The sequence below is a fragment of the Bifidobacterium sp. ESL0822 genome, from assembly GCF_052606675.1.
In genome coordinates this window covers 1387421-1402932 of record NZ_CP199596.1, presented here as the reverse complement: position 1 = coordinate 1402932, position 15512 = coordinate 1387421, and the positions used below count along the sequence as shown (strand labels likewise).

The window sequence follows — 15512 nt, the reverse complement described above, 5'->3', positions numbered from 1 at the left end:
TAATAGAACCATTTACGCTTTTCTTGTATGCGGACCCCGCGTGCCTGTGCTTAGGGGAAGCCGGCGGATTTATGCCAAGGTCTGACAAATAGCGAAGGAAGGCCCGAAGGCTGATGGGGATAGCCGTAAGCCTGATCTTTAGGCGTGAGGAGCCTGGCGACAGAATCTCACGTGAGCGCAAGCGCCGGTCGCTTGCACCTGAGCCAGCTTCATTCAGCCGATTCGCGCTTTGACAAGTATTCTCGTTCATTGGCCGGATCTGGCCCGATCTCCTGCGGTGAAGATACAGACAAAGCGGAAAGTTGAAGGACTCAACGGCGATTTCGTCTGTGGCCTGAGCCGCTGTGGCCTCAAGGGTATCCCTATGAAGGAACGTCGGTGGTTGGTGATTTGCCGTCTCTCGTCGGCCTGGCGATGGATATCATCTCAAGTAAGCGGTCGGACCAACTTTCGCCTGGTCCTGAATCCTGTGTTGACGATGACTGTGCTCGAGAATGTTCTTATTTCTGCCCAGTTTGCTGGTTTGGGCATTGATGTGAGGCGAGCCGGATTTATTTTGCAGCTGTTGGGCCTTGCTAATTACTTGCTGATTGTATTCATGACTTTGTTCTGAATTTGTCTGGAAGGCAACAACTGAGAGCCGCTGTAGTGCATGTGACTCCACCTCCAGCCCAGGATTGTCTTCGCGGACGAGCCGATTGGAACTCTTGATTCGGCAAACGTTCCACTCGTCATTGGGCAACCGCGATTTCTGGCCAAGCGTGTTTCTGTTGCAATAATCGTGACACGCAGTTTGGATGCCGTAAGCGCATTTACCCCCCTCCCCACCCTTGGTGGTTCATGAGGTCGTTTGACTCATCAGATTATGCAGCCCAGGGAGTATGAGCTTGGCTTTGCATCGGTAAATCGTCATCCTTGCAATCTGTATTCCTAGCAGGGCAGAAAATGCACGCCTTTCAATAAGGGAGTCGGTTTGATGTGAATTAGGCAAGTATCTGCTGCAGGAACTGCACAGACTCAAGGTCAATATATGTGGAACGCAGATTTACTACAGCGGAATCTCTTGCGAGAGTGGAGCTGAGGGTAGTCGAAACCCCGACCTCTTCGATGCGAACGAAGCGCTCTACCAACTGAGCTACAGCCCCATTCGTTGCCCGACCGTAGCCGAACAACAGAAATTTACTTTAGCGTGTGCCCTGGCCAAACGCAAAATATCACAGGTCAGACATCAGTCCGCCGTGGAGCTGGTTTTTTCTGAGGGAGCTTTATGACCGAACCTGGCCTTGAGCAGACCGATGACCGTGGGCAGGACCGAAATGACCAGAATCAGGATGATGACCAGCTCGAAGTGCTGCTGGACTGCAGGGATGCCGCCGAAGAAATAGCCCAGGAGGGTGAAGAGGGTGGACCATATCAGGCCGCCCAGGATGCTGAATGGGGTGAAGCGCCTCCAGCGCATTCCGGAAATGCCCGATATGAAGGGCATGAAGGTCCTGATGAAGGGAAGGAAGCGTCCCAGGACCACGGCCAGGGGTCCCCACTTGTCGATCAGCCCCTCGGTCTTGGCGATTCGTTCGGGGGTCAGTGACTTCACGCGGCCGGAACGGACGATGGCCCGGCCGAAGAAGTGTCCGATGAAGTAGTTGCTCTGGTCGCCCAGGATGGGGGCCAGCCAGACGACGGGAAGGAGCACATCCAAGGCCATCCCGCTGGACGGGTCATGGGCGAAGACGCCGGCGGCGAAGAGTAGGGAGTCTCCTGGCAGGAAGGGCATGAAAACCACGCCGGTCTCGATGAAGATGATCAGGAAGATGAACGCATATGTGGGTACCAGTCCCATGGCAATCCACCCCGCGATGGCGCTGCGCGGATCTTTGAGCAGGTTGATGAGCCAGTTGACGAACCCCATGAATCGTGTTCCATTCCGTCGATGTGTGCATTTGCAGAACCGAGACACACTTTAACAAGCCAGTCCCGGCACCCGGTACCCGTCGGTCTGATTTCTTGCGAGGACAACACAACCCATCGTTGCCGGACTTATGGGCTGTCGACCATGGTCTTGTCGTCGGTCCTCATGTGCAAAGATAGGCAGGAAGGCTCACGCGATTGAGGAGTGGACATATGGTCAATGACGAACAGCTCGCCTTCCCTGAGGACTTTACTTGGGGCACGGCAACGGCATCCTTCCAGGTAGAGGGGGCGGCGCATGAGGACGGCAGAGGAGACTCCATCTGGGACGTTTTCTGCAGGCAGCCGGGGAGAATAGTTGATGGGTCCAATGGCGACATCGCCTGCGATCAGTATCACCGCTACCCCGAGGACATTGCACTCATGAAGCAAATGGGTGTGGGGGCCTACCGGCTGTCTGTGGCCTGGCCTCGGATTGTGCCGCAGGCAGGCGGTGCCATCAACCAAGCTGGCCTGGACCACTACCGGAGGGTGCTGGACATGCTGCTGGACAACGGCATCAAGCCTGTGGTCACCCTCTACCACTGGGATCTGCCCCAGTACCTGCAGGAGGTTGGAGGCTGGGCCAATCGTGACACCGCCCAGCGATATGCCGACTATGCGGCCGTCCTGGCCAAGGCTCTGGGCGATCGGGTGCAGACCTGGACGACCCTCAACGAACCCTGGTGCTCGGCCTATCTGGGCTACGGCAACGGCGGCCACGCTCCAGGCATCTGCGACTATGGGCAGGCCCTTGCGGCGGTCCATCATCTGAATCTTGCCCACGGGCTGGGAGCACAGGCCATCCGTGCCGAACTGGGTGACAGGGCGCGTATATCGGTGACCCTGAACCTGCAGGTCAACCGGGCTGATAATGACGATCCGGAGGATCTGGCAGCCAAAACCCGGGCTGACCTGTTCGCCAATGAGGTATGGTTGGGTCCCATGCTGGCCGGCACCTATGACCAGCGTATCCACGATGCCGCTGAGGGTATCACTGACTGGAGTTTCGTCCGTGATGGCGATCTGGAGCAAATTCATCAGCCTTTGGACGTGCTGGGCATCAACTATTATTCGACCAACCACGTGCGGGGTCGAAGCGGCGTCAGTTCCGAGCGCAACCCCATGCCTGCACAGGATATGGTCGAAACACTGCCTCCCCGGGGGCCGTTGACCGCCATGGGTTGGAACCAGGAGCCTCAGGGGCTGACCGACCTACTTATGGAGGTCTCGGGGCGTTTTCCGAAGCTGGAGCTCATGGTCACCGAGAACGGCTCTGCCTGGGAGGACCAGGTCAGCTCGGATCCGTCCTTCCCTGGAGGCAAAGGGGTGCACGACCCTCAGCGAGTGGCTTATCTGGAGGAGCACCTGCGCGCCGTGGCCCGGGCCATCCATGAAGGGGCCCGGGTTACCGGCTACTTCGCCTGGTCCCTGCTGGACAACTTTGAGTGGGCACTGGGCTACACCAAGCGCTTCGGGCTGATCAGGGTCGACTATGACACCCAGGAGCGGATCTGGAAGGATTCGGGAAGGCGCTATTGCCGGATTGTGCAGGCCAATGCCGTCTGAAAGGGCTCTGATCTCGATCGGTCTGTGGGCCGCCCGCCGACCCTGACCATTTAATCAGGTCGGCAGGAGGGTGACTCTTCCCGTCGGCCTGATTGATGTGTTTGGTTTCCGGATTTCTGGACCCCTCATATCTGGCTTGGCGGTCACGTGTCAATTTGTCAGAACCCGTAAGGGACCCTGAAAGGTCATCCATAGGGACAAGAAGAGGAGGGAGGCCAGCACGATGAGGCCTGGGATGATCGCGTGCCAGCATCGATAGGTGGTCCATCTTGCAATCCGCACGAGCCAGTCGGCCTTGTAGCAGATGGCCGGCACCATCCAAGGAAGGATGACCCGCCTAAGTGGAGATGCTCCTGGTGGTGACCGGGTTCGTCGCTTTCCGCAGACGGACGCTTTCCATGTACACCTACAGGCGGCAAGGATTGAATTGACTTTTTTTACAACGTTAGATAAACTAACTTTGTCATGACGGCACAGTTGCCGAATGTGGATTCCTTCAGGTTCAAGGATTGAGCCGGATGGGAGCAATACTAGTCATAGAAGGGCTGAGCATGAACGGAACCGATGTAGAAGTCGACCGTCAGGCCAAGACTTCCGGTAAAACCGCGCGTCTCGCCTCCTCCAAACCCGCCAAGGCACATAAGACTCTTTCTCGCGGGGGGGGGGGGGGTATAAATCTTCCCTGAAGCGCTGTTGGCCCTTATGGGTCATGGTGCTTCCTGCCATACTGTTCGTGGCCATATTCAACTACGGTCCCATGTATGGCATTCAACTGGCGTTCAGGAAGTATGATTTCACCAAGGGCCTCACCGGAGGCGACTGGGTGGGTTTCCAATATTTCAAGCAGTTCTTCGCCTCACCCATGTTCAAGCCCCTCATGGTCAACACGATCAGGATCAGTCTGTGGACTCTGGTCATGGGCTTCATCGCCCCCATCATCCTGGCTCTCCTGATCAACCAGATCCATTCCACCAAGGTCAAGAGCTTCGTACAGACCATCACCTACATGCCGCACTTCATATCTACGGTGGTGATTGTGGCCATGATCAACCTCTTCCTTACCCCCTCCACGGGTCTGCTCACCCGTTTCCTTGCCTTCCTCCACATCGACAACGCCAACTTCATGGGCAATCCCAGCACCTTTACGCCCATCTACTGGATCAGCGAGGTCTGGCAGCATATGGGCTGGAACTCGATCATCTACCTGGCCGCCCTCAGTTCGGTCGACGTGGCCCTCTACGAGGCAGCCAAGATGGACGGGGCAGGCCGTTTTCAGCTTATTCGTTACATCGATATACCCGCCATTATGCCCACGGCCGGCGTCCTCCTGATCCTGAACATGGGCGGTGTGCTCAACGTAGGCTTCGAAAAGGTCTTCCTTATGCAGAACACCCTGAACCTGCCAGCCTCCGAGGTCATATCGACCTACACCTACAAGATCGGCATCCTGCAGAATCAATTCTCGTATTCCACAGCCATCGGCCTGTTCAACATGCTCATCAACTTCGTCTTCCTGGTCATCGCCAATCAGATCTCCAGGAGGGTGTCTCACACCGGCATCTTCTGAGGGGAGGAAGACAACAAAATGGAAAACACGCAAGACATGGCACGCTCCGGGGCCCGCAGGGTCAGACGGCTTATCGGGGGGAAGACGCTGGGAGACTGGCTGGCTGACCTGATCATCGTCCTCATCCTGCTGCTGATAGTGGCCTCCATCCTCTACCCAATCTGGTTCATCATCATCGCTTCGGTCTCTGATCAGACCCTGGTCAACACAGGCCAGGTCACCTGGATTCCCAAGGGCATTTCGGCCTACGGCTTACAGCAGATTCTCGGGGATGACAGGATCTGGAACGGCTACCGGAATACGTTGATCTACACTGTGGCAGGCACCGTCTTGAACCTGGTGGTCACCATGCCGGCGGCCTTCGCCCTCTCCCGGCCCGAGTTCAAGTGGCGCCGCCTGATCATGCTCTTCTTCACGATTACCATGTTCGTCAACGGCGGTCTGATCCCGACCTACCTCCTTTACAAACAGCTTGGTCTCCTGGACTCCTGGGCGGTCTTCGTCATTCCCCAGGCCCTGAATGTCTACAACCTGATTATCGCCCGGTCCTTCTTCGAGAGTTCCATCCCCGAGGACCTCCACGATGCCGCTCAGATCGACGGGGTGGGGTACTTCCGCTACTTTACGCGGATCGTCATCCCCCTGAGTTCCGCCATCATCGCCGTCATCGGCCTGTACTACCTGGTGCAGCACTGGAATGACTTCTTCACCGGCTTGGTCTACATACGCACCTACGACAAGCAACCCCTGCAGATTGTCCTGCGTGACATCCTCCTGTCCAACCAGGCTTTCCAGGGGGGGTCGGGCTCGACGGCCGGTGCCGGATACGGGCAGGAGTTCGCTGACCAAATCAAATACGGGGTGATCATCGTCTCCACCCTCCCTCTCCTGGTCATCTACCCCTTCATACAGAAGTACTTCAACAAGGGGGTCATGATTGGGGCGATCAAAGGCTGACTGCACCGGACCGTCCTACTGACGGGGAGCAAAGACAGGTCGGATATGGGCCGGACAGCCATGGCTGTACCCGGAAAAGGAGAAAGCATGCAAAGATTCGCCCTCGGATACGAGCAGGCGGCCCGCTTGGTCCTGGTGGCCTTCATCACCAACCTGGCCCTGCTGGCACACACCATCATGGGGCTTGTCCTACTAGGCTTCTTCCCCTCCCTGGCCGCAACCTGCGGGGTTTTCAGAAGGTGGCTGACAGATGAGGACAGGGAGTGGGGGATCGCTCAGACCTGGCGGACCTTCCATCGTCTGTGGAAGAAGGAGCTCAGGGGGGCCAACATTTTCGGCTGGGCACAGGCGGCCATCTGGGCCCTCCTGCTGGGGGATTATTGGATCGTCAACTTTCACCGGACAGGCAGGGTCGGGGTTTTCGTCTCCGGCATCCTCTTCTGCCTCATGGTCTTCATGATTCTGGCCACTGCCCTGTCCTGGGTCCTATTCGCCCTCTACGACCAGGGGGTCGGTTGGATTCTGGTCAGGTCGGTCCAGATGGTTCTGGCGCGTCCCTGGATGAGTGTGGTCCTGGCTTTCGGTCTGGCCCTTATGGCCTTTGCCTGCTGGTCCTGGCCCGGCCTGGCCGTAGTCTTCGGGCCTGCCCTGCCCTGCCTCCTGTCGTCGTCGGCGGTCTGGTTCTACGGCAGGCTCGACGGTTTTTCCGTCCGGATGCGCCGGGGCGCACAGGGCGAGATGGCAACGAAAGGAGAGTGACGGATCCGTCATTAAGTACACCGCCTGGACCGGTGCGATCGGCGCATGGGCCCGGGGTAAGCAGAGAAGTTCAATGTCGAACAAGGAGAAGCGAATCATGAGTTCGTTCGGGAAACACAGGTTCAGGAACCGTCTGGTGGCCATAGGGGCCATGACGATGGCCATGTCGATGATGCTGGCCGGTTGCGGCGGTTCCAAGGAGCCCACCACCAATGCCCAGGGCCAGCCGATCATCACGATAGCCGTAGCCAAGCACCCTCTGACCAAGAAGATATCCGAGATGAAGTGGCCCAAGCAGCTGGAGAAGGAGTGTGGCTGCGAAATCCATTGGCAGGAGGCGAGCTCGGACTGGGACCAGAAGAAGCAGGCCATGCTGGCGGCCGGCGATGTGCCCGACCTCATTCTCAAGGGGATCAACCTGGCGGACATAGCCACTTATAGCACGCTCTTCGAGGATCTGAGCCAGGACCTGGACAAGATGCCGAATGTCAAGAAGATGTTCAATACCGACCCCACGGCCAAGCAGGTGGTCTCCATGCCGGACGGGAAGATCTACATCCTGCCCGCCGTCAAGAAGGGTATCTGGCCCAAGGCCGTCAGCCACATGTACATCAACAAGCAGTGGCTGGACACGCTGGGCCTGAAGGTGCCGACCACCTGGGATGAGCTTGAGGAGGTGCTCAAGGCCTTCAAGACCAAGGACCCCAATGGGAACGGGCAGGCCGACGAGATCCCCTTTGACTTCCAGTCTCCCGGTACCGGGGGTTTCGGTGACTATCAGCCGACCCTCCTGCTGGGGAGCCTGGGCATCGTGACCTCGGTAGGTGGCGGCCAGGGCTTCTATGCCGACAAGGGCAAGGTCAAGTCCTTCCTGACCGATGACCGTTACAAGGAACTGATCCAGTACCTCAACAGGCTCTGGGGGGAGGGGTTGATCGCCAAGGACGCCTTCACCCACGACTACTCCAAGTCCCAGTCCACCGCACGCGGCCAGGGCGATAAGGCCAAGATCGGCTTCACCTGGGGGTGGACGGCCTCCGACCGCTTTGGTGACAAGTTGGCCGGTCAGTATGTGGCCATGCCCCAGCTGAAGGCCAAGGCCGATCAGAACCCGGATGAGTTGGTCTACGACACCCAGGGGGACCGGTTGGACTACAGCGAGTTCGCGCTGGTGGTCTCGGCCAAGAGCAAGAACAAGGAGACCGCCATCAAGGTGGCTAATGCCTTCTACGGGCAGGACATGTCCCTGCAGATGCTCTGGGGTGATCTGGGCACGGATGTGCAGAAGACAGGGCCGGACTCCTATAAGGTCCTGCCGCCTGCTGACTCCACCAAGGACCCCTCCACCTGGAAGTGGACGGAGACCCTGGCTGATGACTCTCCCTACTGGATACGTCCGAATCTCAAGATCGAGCTGCCGGCGGATCTCGAGGAGGTCAAGGGCCAGGAGCAGCCTCTTGAGCCGGCTCTGGCCAATGTGGACCCCAAGTTGGATGTCATCCCGGGTGCCCTCAAGTATTCCTCCGAGGACCAGACCACCATGCAGAACAACAACACGACCCTGATGAACACCGCCATGACCAAGTTCGCCCAGTGGGTGACCAAGGGTGGTGTGGACCAGGATTGGGACAACTATGTGGAGACCCTGAAAAAGGCCAATTTGGATCAGAACATCAAGTTGGTGCAGAAAGCCTACGACCAGTACTACTCCAAGAACTGACGGATGAAGACGTGCCCTGGGGCCCTCCAGTGATTCAAGGTGGGTCTCCAGGGTCCGTCGGACCCCGGGGCCACCAACTACACGATATGGTCCCTGGGAGGGCCGATGAGGCGGCCGGGTTGGCGACAAACCGCCGTCTGAGTTCAGGGCTGCCTCAGACCATCCGTCAAAGCTCGGCTGTTTCTGTACACGGGTCTATGGCCGTCAATAGTCCGGATTCTCCGGTTCTTCTCTGGTTCCCCTCCGGTTGGACACTACCTATCCGATGCAGACTGAGGGCATGCATGGCATTCCCCCCCCCCCCCCCCCCCCCCCCCCCAAAAAAAAGGCTGTCGGATTCACGGAACAGGGGGGCTGCCCGCCGGGCTCTGCCTTCTCCCGGTGGGTTGCCCTCTTGCGCCATTGGCCGACTGCCAGCGTTTTTGCTGGAGTGATCATGACCGGCTTCGGCCCCTCCCCGGGCGTTTCGCTGGCCGTCAGTGCCTCAACTGGAATGGGCCTGCCAGGTCCACCGCTACCTTGGCCGAATCGTAGGAGGATCCTCAATCCTGCCAACGTTCGGACGCTGACCGTTATATCGGGTCGTTGCCAAGCATCTGTGCGATTTGGGACTCAATTATGACCTTTTCGCCCGGATCATGACCGGCAATCTTGGGAAGGTGATCCAGGAGCTCTTCCGCCAGTACCGGGGCCAACCTGGCTTTGCTGAAGACCCGCAGCGCCTGGCGCAGCAATGTGCTCAACTTCTCCCTGGGGCTGTTCAAGGAGGTCAAGCCGCGGGTCATCACGCGCGACATCGACTGGGGCATTCCCGTACCCGTGGACGGCTGGGTCGATGCCGTCATCGGCTATTTGTCGGCATCCATCGAATGGGCTCTGGTCTGAACTAAACGCTTTGGGCTGATCAGACGACTATGAAACCCAGGAGCGGATCTGGAAGGATTGCGGTCCGGGGTACGCGCAAATCATCAGCGATCGAGCTGTCTGAGTATGACGGTATCCAAACGCTGTTGCAAGGCGGGTCGGGCATCCTTGTCCGACCCGCCTTGCCTTTGTCTTAGATCCAGCTGGACAGCCACATGTGCATGCGCCAGAAGTCATAGGGGATGGGCATGGCGGTCCATAGCGGGTAGAAGAAAGCTGAGGTCAGGCCCAGCAGGGTCAGGCCCATGATCATGGTCTGCCGGTAGAGGACGCTGTCCGAGTTCTGCCGTAGCCAGTTGGCCACATAGCAGATTGCCAGGATCATCCAGGGCAGGATGACGATGGAGTAGAAGGTGAAGGTGGTCCGGTTCATGTATTGCATCCAGGGTAGCCAGCCGGCCAGCAAGCCTGCCAACACCCCCCAGATGCGCCAATCACCGTGCTTGACCACAACGGCGATGAAGATGGCCAGAATCACGCAGATGCTGCCCAGCCACCAGGTCAGGGGATTGCCCAGGGAGGTGACGGCGGCTACGCAGGGGGAGTCCTTGGCCAGTCCGCACAGGCCGGGGAAGCCCGTGATCTTCTGCCAGTAGAAGCTGGTGGGCCTGATCTGCAGGGGCCAGGTCAGGGGGTTGGCCATGTATGGGTGGCGGGTATGCAGGGTGGTGTGGAAGTGCCACATCTGCCGGTGGTATTCAGCCAGGGACCGTAGCCCCTCAGGCAACCAGGTCAGACCCTGGCCAGGGTGCTGGGCCGCCCAATTGTGCATGAAGGAATCGCCGTGCAGGAACCATCCCGTCCAGGAGGCCAGATAGGTTCCCGCCCAGACGGGGATCATAAGCAAGGCCGCTGGCAGCCCGTCCCTGAACACTGCACTCTGCAGCCAGGATCCATACCCTGCCTGATGGCGCTCCCATCCGTCCCAGAGCACTGAAATCAGGGCGAAGACGGCGAAGAAGTAGGCCCCTGACCACTTGGTGCCGGTGGCCAGCCCCAGCAGCAGGGCGGCGCCGGTACGCCACCAGGACCAGGCGATGAAGGGGCCGGTAGTGGCCACGGGCAATTCGACACGGCTTTCCTGCCCTGGATGCCCCTGTGACTGAATGACCTTCACCCGGTAGTGCAGACGGAAGTCTGCCTGATCCTTGGCCCAGGATTGTCGCAGCCTGGCCCGAGCCCAATCCCGATGGCCCATCAGGCACAGCCAGGCTCCCAGGACGAAGATCATGATGAAGTTGTCCAGCAGACTGGTACGGCTCATGACGATGCCCAGACCGTCGATGGCCATGAGGAAGCCGGCTGTCAGGGCGATGGGCAGGTTGTGGAAGAGGCGCAGAGCGACACGGCATAGCAGCAGGATGGCGATGGTGCCGGCCAAGGCAGTGGCCACTCGCCAGGCGAAAGGATTGCCGGCTCCACCGAAGAGCTTGAGACCAAGGGCGATGCACCACTTGCCTACCGGTGGGTGGACCACGTATTCGGCCTGGGGCAGCCAGCCGCTGGTGTGTCCCTGGGCGAAGATCTGGTCTATGGGAAGATCAAGCGGGCCGGCTGTTTTCGGCCAGTTGCGTGGCTCGCCGGTCATCAGCATGGTCCAGGCGTCTTTGACGTAATATGTCTCGTCGAAGACAATGGCGCGAGGACTACCCAGCCGCACAAACCGCAGAAGCCCGCCCAGAAGCGCCATAAGTATGCAGGCCAGCCAGCCGCTTTCCCGATGGGAGAGCCGGGGAATCCAGTTGATCCCTCTCTTGGTATGCTGACCTTTGGGCCCGCTGAAGATGGACAGCATGGCAGGGCGACCGGACCGGTGGGCGGCGTGCCTACCGTGTCTGGAGGAGCGATGCTGCGAAGAAAGCCCTACCAAAGATGTCATCACCCCTAGATTAGGCCATACTAAAGGCATGAGCAGCATGAATGGCCGGAGCGATGGACATACACCGGGCGGAGAAAGTCATGAGGAGACGATTTCGTCGGGTGTTTCACGTGGAACAGTGGTGCTGGCGGCCACGCCAATAGGCAATGTTGGCGATGCCTCGACACGCTTGGTGGAGCTCCTGCAGTCGGCGGACCTGGTGGCTGCGGAGGACACGCGGCGGCTCTATGATCTGGCCAACCGGTTGGGGGTGCGCGTAGGCGGCAGGGTGTTGGCTTATCACGATCACAACGAGCGGCGAATGGCTGATCCCATCCTGGACCAGGTTCGCGACGGAGCCTGTGCGCTGGTGGTTTCGGATGCGGGCATGCCCACCATCAACGATCCGGGCATGGCCATCGTCAGGCGGGCCATCGAACGAGGCATACCGGTCACCTGTGCGCCCGGCCCCAGCGCCGTGCTGGATGCCCTTGCTCTCTCCGGTCTGCCCACTGACCGCTTCTGTTACGAGGGGTTTCTTCCCCGCCGACACCAGGAACGGCTGCGGCATCTGCGCACCCTGCGCAGCGAGGAGCGGACCATGGTCTTCTACGAAACGCCCCACCGCATTGATCAGGCTATGCAGGACCTTCAGGAGGTCTTCGGCCCCGACCGGCTCATGGCCCTCTGCCGGGAGTTGACCAAGGAGCATGAGCAGATCCGGCGGGGCACCATCGGCGACATTGTGCACTCCCTTCAGGAGGATCCTCCCAGGGGCGAGATGGTCCTGGTCGTGGCCGGCGCTTCCGCCCTGGAAGCCAGACGCAACGATCCGGATGCCATGGATGACCGGCAGCTGGCAGTCCTGGCTCGTGATCTGGCCCGATCCGAGGGCCTGCGGCTCAAGGAGGCCATCGCCAGGATAGCTGTCGAGCATCCCTTGGCCGATGGCAGCCTGCCCAATCGCAAAAGGATTTATGCCTTGGCCGTTGAAGAGGATAAAGAGGACTGATCCCCTTTCCCCTCTTCCAGCAGTACCTCCAGTGCCCTGCGTACACCAGGCCCACCCAGCTGGGAGACGGCCTCCAGCAAGGCTGGCGAGGCGGCGGGATTGGCTACCAGCCATCGACGCAGCCGGGGCTCTTCCCGGGCGATGGCCCAGAGGATACTCGGATCGGTCTCGGGGTCTGTGGCCATCAAGGCCGTTGGCACCAGGGGAGGCTCTGGCGGTGGGGCGTGCACCTGGGCCATTGGTTCCAGGCTATAAGGCTCGTCTTGGCTCAAATTGTCTTCTGCTGCGAGGTGCGACCGGTTACTGAGGGCGGTCATGAGTTGGGCCATGCGTTCAGCGGCGGAGAATCCACGACGGCCCCGATTCCGTTCCCGGTGTCGAAGATGGCCATGCCAGCGTCGGTCACCCCTCATCTCCTGATTCATAGAATCGCCCTGAGTCGTCTTATGGTCTCCAGTCCTTGGGCGTGGCCAGGCCAGCGCGGATTGGAGGATAGAAGTTCCTCGCAGGATCCACAGCTGACCTGATACCGCTCCATGAGCTCTTGCAAAACCGCCATGGTCTCCTCCCCGTTGCATTGGCCCGAAGAATCGCAGGCCAGATCACAGGCCGTCCAGAGCGGCGAAGTCACCCAGAGCTTCCCAAGCTTCATCAGGTAACGGGCATCCAGCTGGCGCTGGTGGGGTCGCAGAGGCCTGCCGTGAACCGGAGTGCGGAAGTGGGAGTTGGAGATGATGTCCAGCGTATCGGGGAATTGGCCGTTGATCCATATCCAGAGCGCCAGCCCGCCGCATGCCGCTGCACCGTATGGGACCATGGGCGTGACGATGGAGGCGCGACCGTAGAGTCCCTCCGCCTGTTCGTTCAGGTAGCAGCAGGATTGGTCCAGACAGGTGACGATTCCTTCATTCACCAGCAGGCTAAGACTGAGCGGACCGGGCAGATCCTCAGTTCGGATCAGACTGGGCAGCGGTTCGGGTTCAGGGGCTGGGGCCGCCAATTGGGGAGTAGTCGGACGGCCGCGGGTGTGTGTCGGCGCTGCCCCGGCTTGTAGTGGTCGACTTGGCGGCTTGGTAGTAGCTCTAGGGGGGCGGCTGGCGCCAAGGGCACTGGTAGGCGTCCACGTCGCTCCCCCGAGCGCGTGTTCTCGATTCATGGTTCGACTGTAAATGGTTGTGCCCGGGTTTGCCTGAGGGAGGGCCAAAATTTGTGTACTTGTGGATAATTTCCTTGCTCAGCTGCAGTCCTGTGGACGAGCAGGGGGATTGTAGGCCTGAGTCGATAATCTTGCTGGTATGAGTCATATCCTTGTTTCCGTCGCCTGGCCCTACGCGAATGGGCCCCGTCACATCGGCCACGTCGCTGGGTTCGGCGTCCCCTCGGACGTCTATGCACGCTACGAACGCATGAAGGGCAATGATGTCCTTATGGTTTCGGGGACTGACGAGCACGGCACTCCCATTCTTGTGGAGGCCGATGCCGAAGGAGTGGGCCCCCAGGAGATCGCCGATCGCTACAACCGGGTCATTGTCAAGGATTTGTGTGATCTGGGGCTCAGCTATGACCTTTTCACCAGGACCACGACCGGCAATCATGAGAAAGTGGTCCAGGAGCTATTCCGCCAGTGCCGGGCCAATGGTTACATCTATGAGGGCCAGCAGAAGGTGGCTATCTCGCCTTCCACCGGCCGAACCCTGCCGGACCGCTATATCGAGGGGACCTGCCCCATCTGTGGCGCCGATGGCGCTCGCGGCGACCAATGTGACAACTGCGGCAACGAGCTGGATCCGGACGAGCTGATCAACCCCGTATCCAAGATCAATGGGGAGACGCCACGGTTTGAGGAGTCCAAGCACTTCTTCCTGGATCTTCCCGCTCTGGCCGAGGCCAACCTGGCTTGGCTGAAGACCCGCAGGGGCTGGCGCAGCAACGTGCTCAACTTCTCCTTGGGGCTGTTCAAGGAGGTCAAGCCCAGGGCCATCACGCGCGACATCGACTGGGGCATTCCCGTGCCTGTGGACGGCTGGGTCGACGACCCCAACAAGAAGCTCTATGTCTGGTTCGATGCCGTCATCGGCTACCTGTCGGCATCCATCGAATGGGCCCGCCGTCAGGGCGATTCCGAGGCCTGGCGCAAGTGGTGGAACGACCCCAAAGCCCTGGGCTACTACTTCATGGGCAAGGACAACATCACCTTCCACTCGCAGATCTGGCCCTCGGAGATTCTTGCATACAACGGCCAGGGCTCCAAGGGCGGGCAGCCGGGAGCCTACGGCGAGCTCAACCTGCCTGAGCAGGTGGTGGCCAGCGAGTTCATGACCATGGAGGGCAAGAAGTTCAGCTCGTCCAGGGGCATCGTCATCTATGTGAAGGACATCCTGGCACGCTATCCGGTCGATGCAGTCCGCTACTACATTTCCATCGCCGGACCAGAGACCTCGGACTCGGACTTTACCTGGGCGGAGTTCGTCCGGCACAACAACGAGGAGCTGGCCGCCTCCTGGGGCAACCTGGTCAATCGCGTGGCCAACCTGCTCAACAAGGACTTCGGCAGTATCCCCGCCGTCGAGCAATCCTGGCTGACCGAGGAGGATGGTGCCCTGCTGGATCGCAGCCTGCAGGCCTTCGATACTGTAGGATCCTTGATCGAGCACCATCGTCAGAAGGCCGCCCTGGTCGAGGCCATGGCTCTGGTGGGTGACATCAACAAGTACATCTCTGCCCAGGAGCCCTGGAAAATTAAGGATGACCAGAATCGACTGGCTGCCGTTCTGCATACTGCCGCCCAGGCCGTACTGGATGCCAACACGATGTTGGCCCCCTTCCTGCCCCATGCCTCTCAGCAGGTCTGGGAGACCATGGGCGGCAAGGGCACCTTCTCGCCCCTGCCCCGTGTCGAGGAGGTTGACGACCTGGATCGATCCGACTTCCACTATCCCATCATCACCGGCGACTACCGGCTGGGGGAGACGGTCCATCCTTGGGCGCGCGAGCCTCTCAGGGGCGGCACGCCGATCGATCGACCCACACCTATCTTCCCCCGCATTCCCAAGGAGGCCGTGCAGGAAGAGCTGGACCGCTTCCAGGAGCAGCTTGACCGCCGCAAAGCCAAGGAGCGCGCCCGGTTCGAGGCTGAGCAGGCCAAGCTGGGCGATCAGGGTAAGTGACAGTCGACACGCCTGGGACGACATCCGTGATT

General features: G+C 59.7%; 10 protein-coding genes, 1 tRNA gene and 2 pseudogenes. 8 read left to right on the top strand and 5 right to left on the bottom strand.

All coding sequences use genetic code 11. The features are described from left to right. Window positions 1-1072 precede the first annotated feature (1072 nt). Both ACUIAF_RS05510 and ACUIAF_RS05505 read right to left on the bottom strand, forming a co-directional pair. Window positions 1073-1145: transfer RNA gene (locus tag ACUIAF_RS05510), tRNA-Ala, on the bottom strand. 83 nt (window positions 1146-1228) lie between these two features. Continuing rightward, window positions 1229-1909, bottom strand: coding sequence for a VTT domain-containing protein (locus ACUIAF_RS05505; protein WP_445338069.1), 681 nt, complete (start codon window positions 1907-1909; stop codon window positions 1229-1231). Between the two features lie 212 nt (window positions 1910-2121). Between ACUIAF_RS05505 and ACUIAF_RS05500 the strand changes: the two genes are divergently transcribed. The 6 genes and pseudogenes from ACUIAF_RS05500 to ACUIAF_RS05475 all read left to right on the top strand — a co-directional run. Beyond that, window positions 2122-3516 carry a GH1 family beta-glucosidase gene (locus tag ACUIAF_RS05500; RefSeq protein WP_110416730.1) on the top strand — a complete coding sequence of 465 codons (1395 nt, stop codon included), beginning with the start codon at window positions 2122-2124 and terminating at the stop codon, window positions 3514-3516. Window positions 3517-4198: 682 nt separating this feature from the next. After that, window positions 4199-5083: pseudogene (locus tag ACUIAF_RS05495) on the top strand (ABC transporter permease); the annotation flags it as partial. Window positions 5084-5119: 36 nt separating this feature from the next. Further along, window positions 5120-6040 carry a carbohydrate ABC transporter permease gene (locus ACUIAF_RS05490; protein WP_445339168.1) on the top strand — a complete coding sequence of 307 codons (921 nt, stop codon included), beginning with the start codon at window positions 5120-5122 and terminating at the stop codon, window positions 6038-6040. Window positions 6041-6127: 87 nt separating this feature from the next. Beyond that, window positions 6128-6799 (top strand): YesL family protein, encoded by a 672-nt coding sequence (locus ACUIAF_RS05485; RefSeq protein WP_445338067.1) that lies wholly within the window; start codon window positions 6128-6130, stop codon window positions 6797-6799. A gap of 97 nt (window positions 6800-6896) precedes the next feature. Further along, on the top strand, window positions 6897-8519 hold the full coding sequence (locus ACUIAF_RS05480) for an ABC transporter substrate-binding protein (protein WP_445338065.1): 1623 nt from the start codon (window positions 6897-6899) through the stop codon (window positions 8517-8519). Between the two features lie 578 nt (window positions 8520-9097). Next, window positions 9098-9395, top strand: a pseudogene (locus ACUIAF_RS05475) (class I tRNA ligase family protein); the annotation flags it as partial. 181 nt (window positions 9396-9576) lie between these two features. On the opposite strand, the gene ACUIAF_RS05470 reads toward ACUIAF_RS05475, so the two are convergent. Beyond that, complete coding sequence (locus ACUIAF_RS05470; RefSeq protein ID WP_445339167.1) at window positions 9577-11133, bottom strand: dolichyl-phosphate-mannose--protein mannosyltransferase; 1557 nt, start codon at window positions 11131-11133, stop codon at window positions 9577-9579. Between the two features lie 226 nt (window positions 11134-11359). On the opposite strand from ACUIAF_RS05470, the gene rsmI reads away from it, so the two are divergent. After that, complete coding sequence (gene rsmI, locus ACUIAF_RS05465) at window positions 11360-12313, top strand: 16S rRNA (cytidine(1402)-2'-O)-methyltransferase (protein WP_110416733.1); 954 nt, start codon at window positions 11360-11362, stop codon at window positions 12311-12313. Here the strand turns inward: rsmI and ACUIAF_RS05460 are convergent. Beyond that, on the bottom strand, window positions 12277-12738 hold the full coding sequence (locus tag ACUIAF_RS05460; protein ID WP_445338063.1) for a variant leucine-rich repeat-containing protein: 462 nt from the start codon (window positions 12736-12738) through the stop codon (window positions 12277-12279). The genes rsmI and ACUIAF_RS05460 overlap by 37 nt on opposite strands. Then, window positions 12735-13226 carry a hypothetical protein gene (locus ACUIAF_RS05455; protein ID WP_181415532.1) on the bottom strand — a complete coding sequence of 164 codons (492 nt, stop codon included), beginning with the start codon at window positions 13224-13226 and terminating at the stop codon, window positions 12735-12737. Before ACUIAF_RS05455 ends, ACUIAF_RS05460 begins: the two co-directional genes overlap by 4 nt. A gap of 382 nt (window positions 13227-13608) precedes the next feature. Here ACUIAF_RS05455 and metG point away from each other — a divergent pair, with 382 nt between their 5' ends. Beyond that, window positions 13609-15480 (top strand): methionine--tRNA ligase, encoded by a 1872-nt coding sequence (gene metG, locus ACUIAF_RS05450; RefSeq protein WP_445338061.1) that lies wholly within the window; start codon window positions 13609-13611, stop codon window positions 15478-15480. Window positions 15481-15512: the final 32 nt, after the last annotated feature.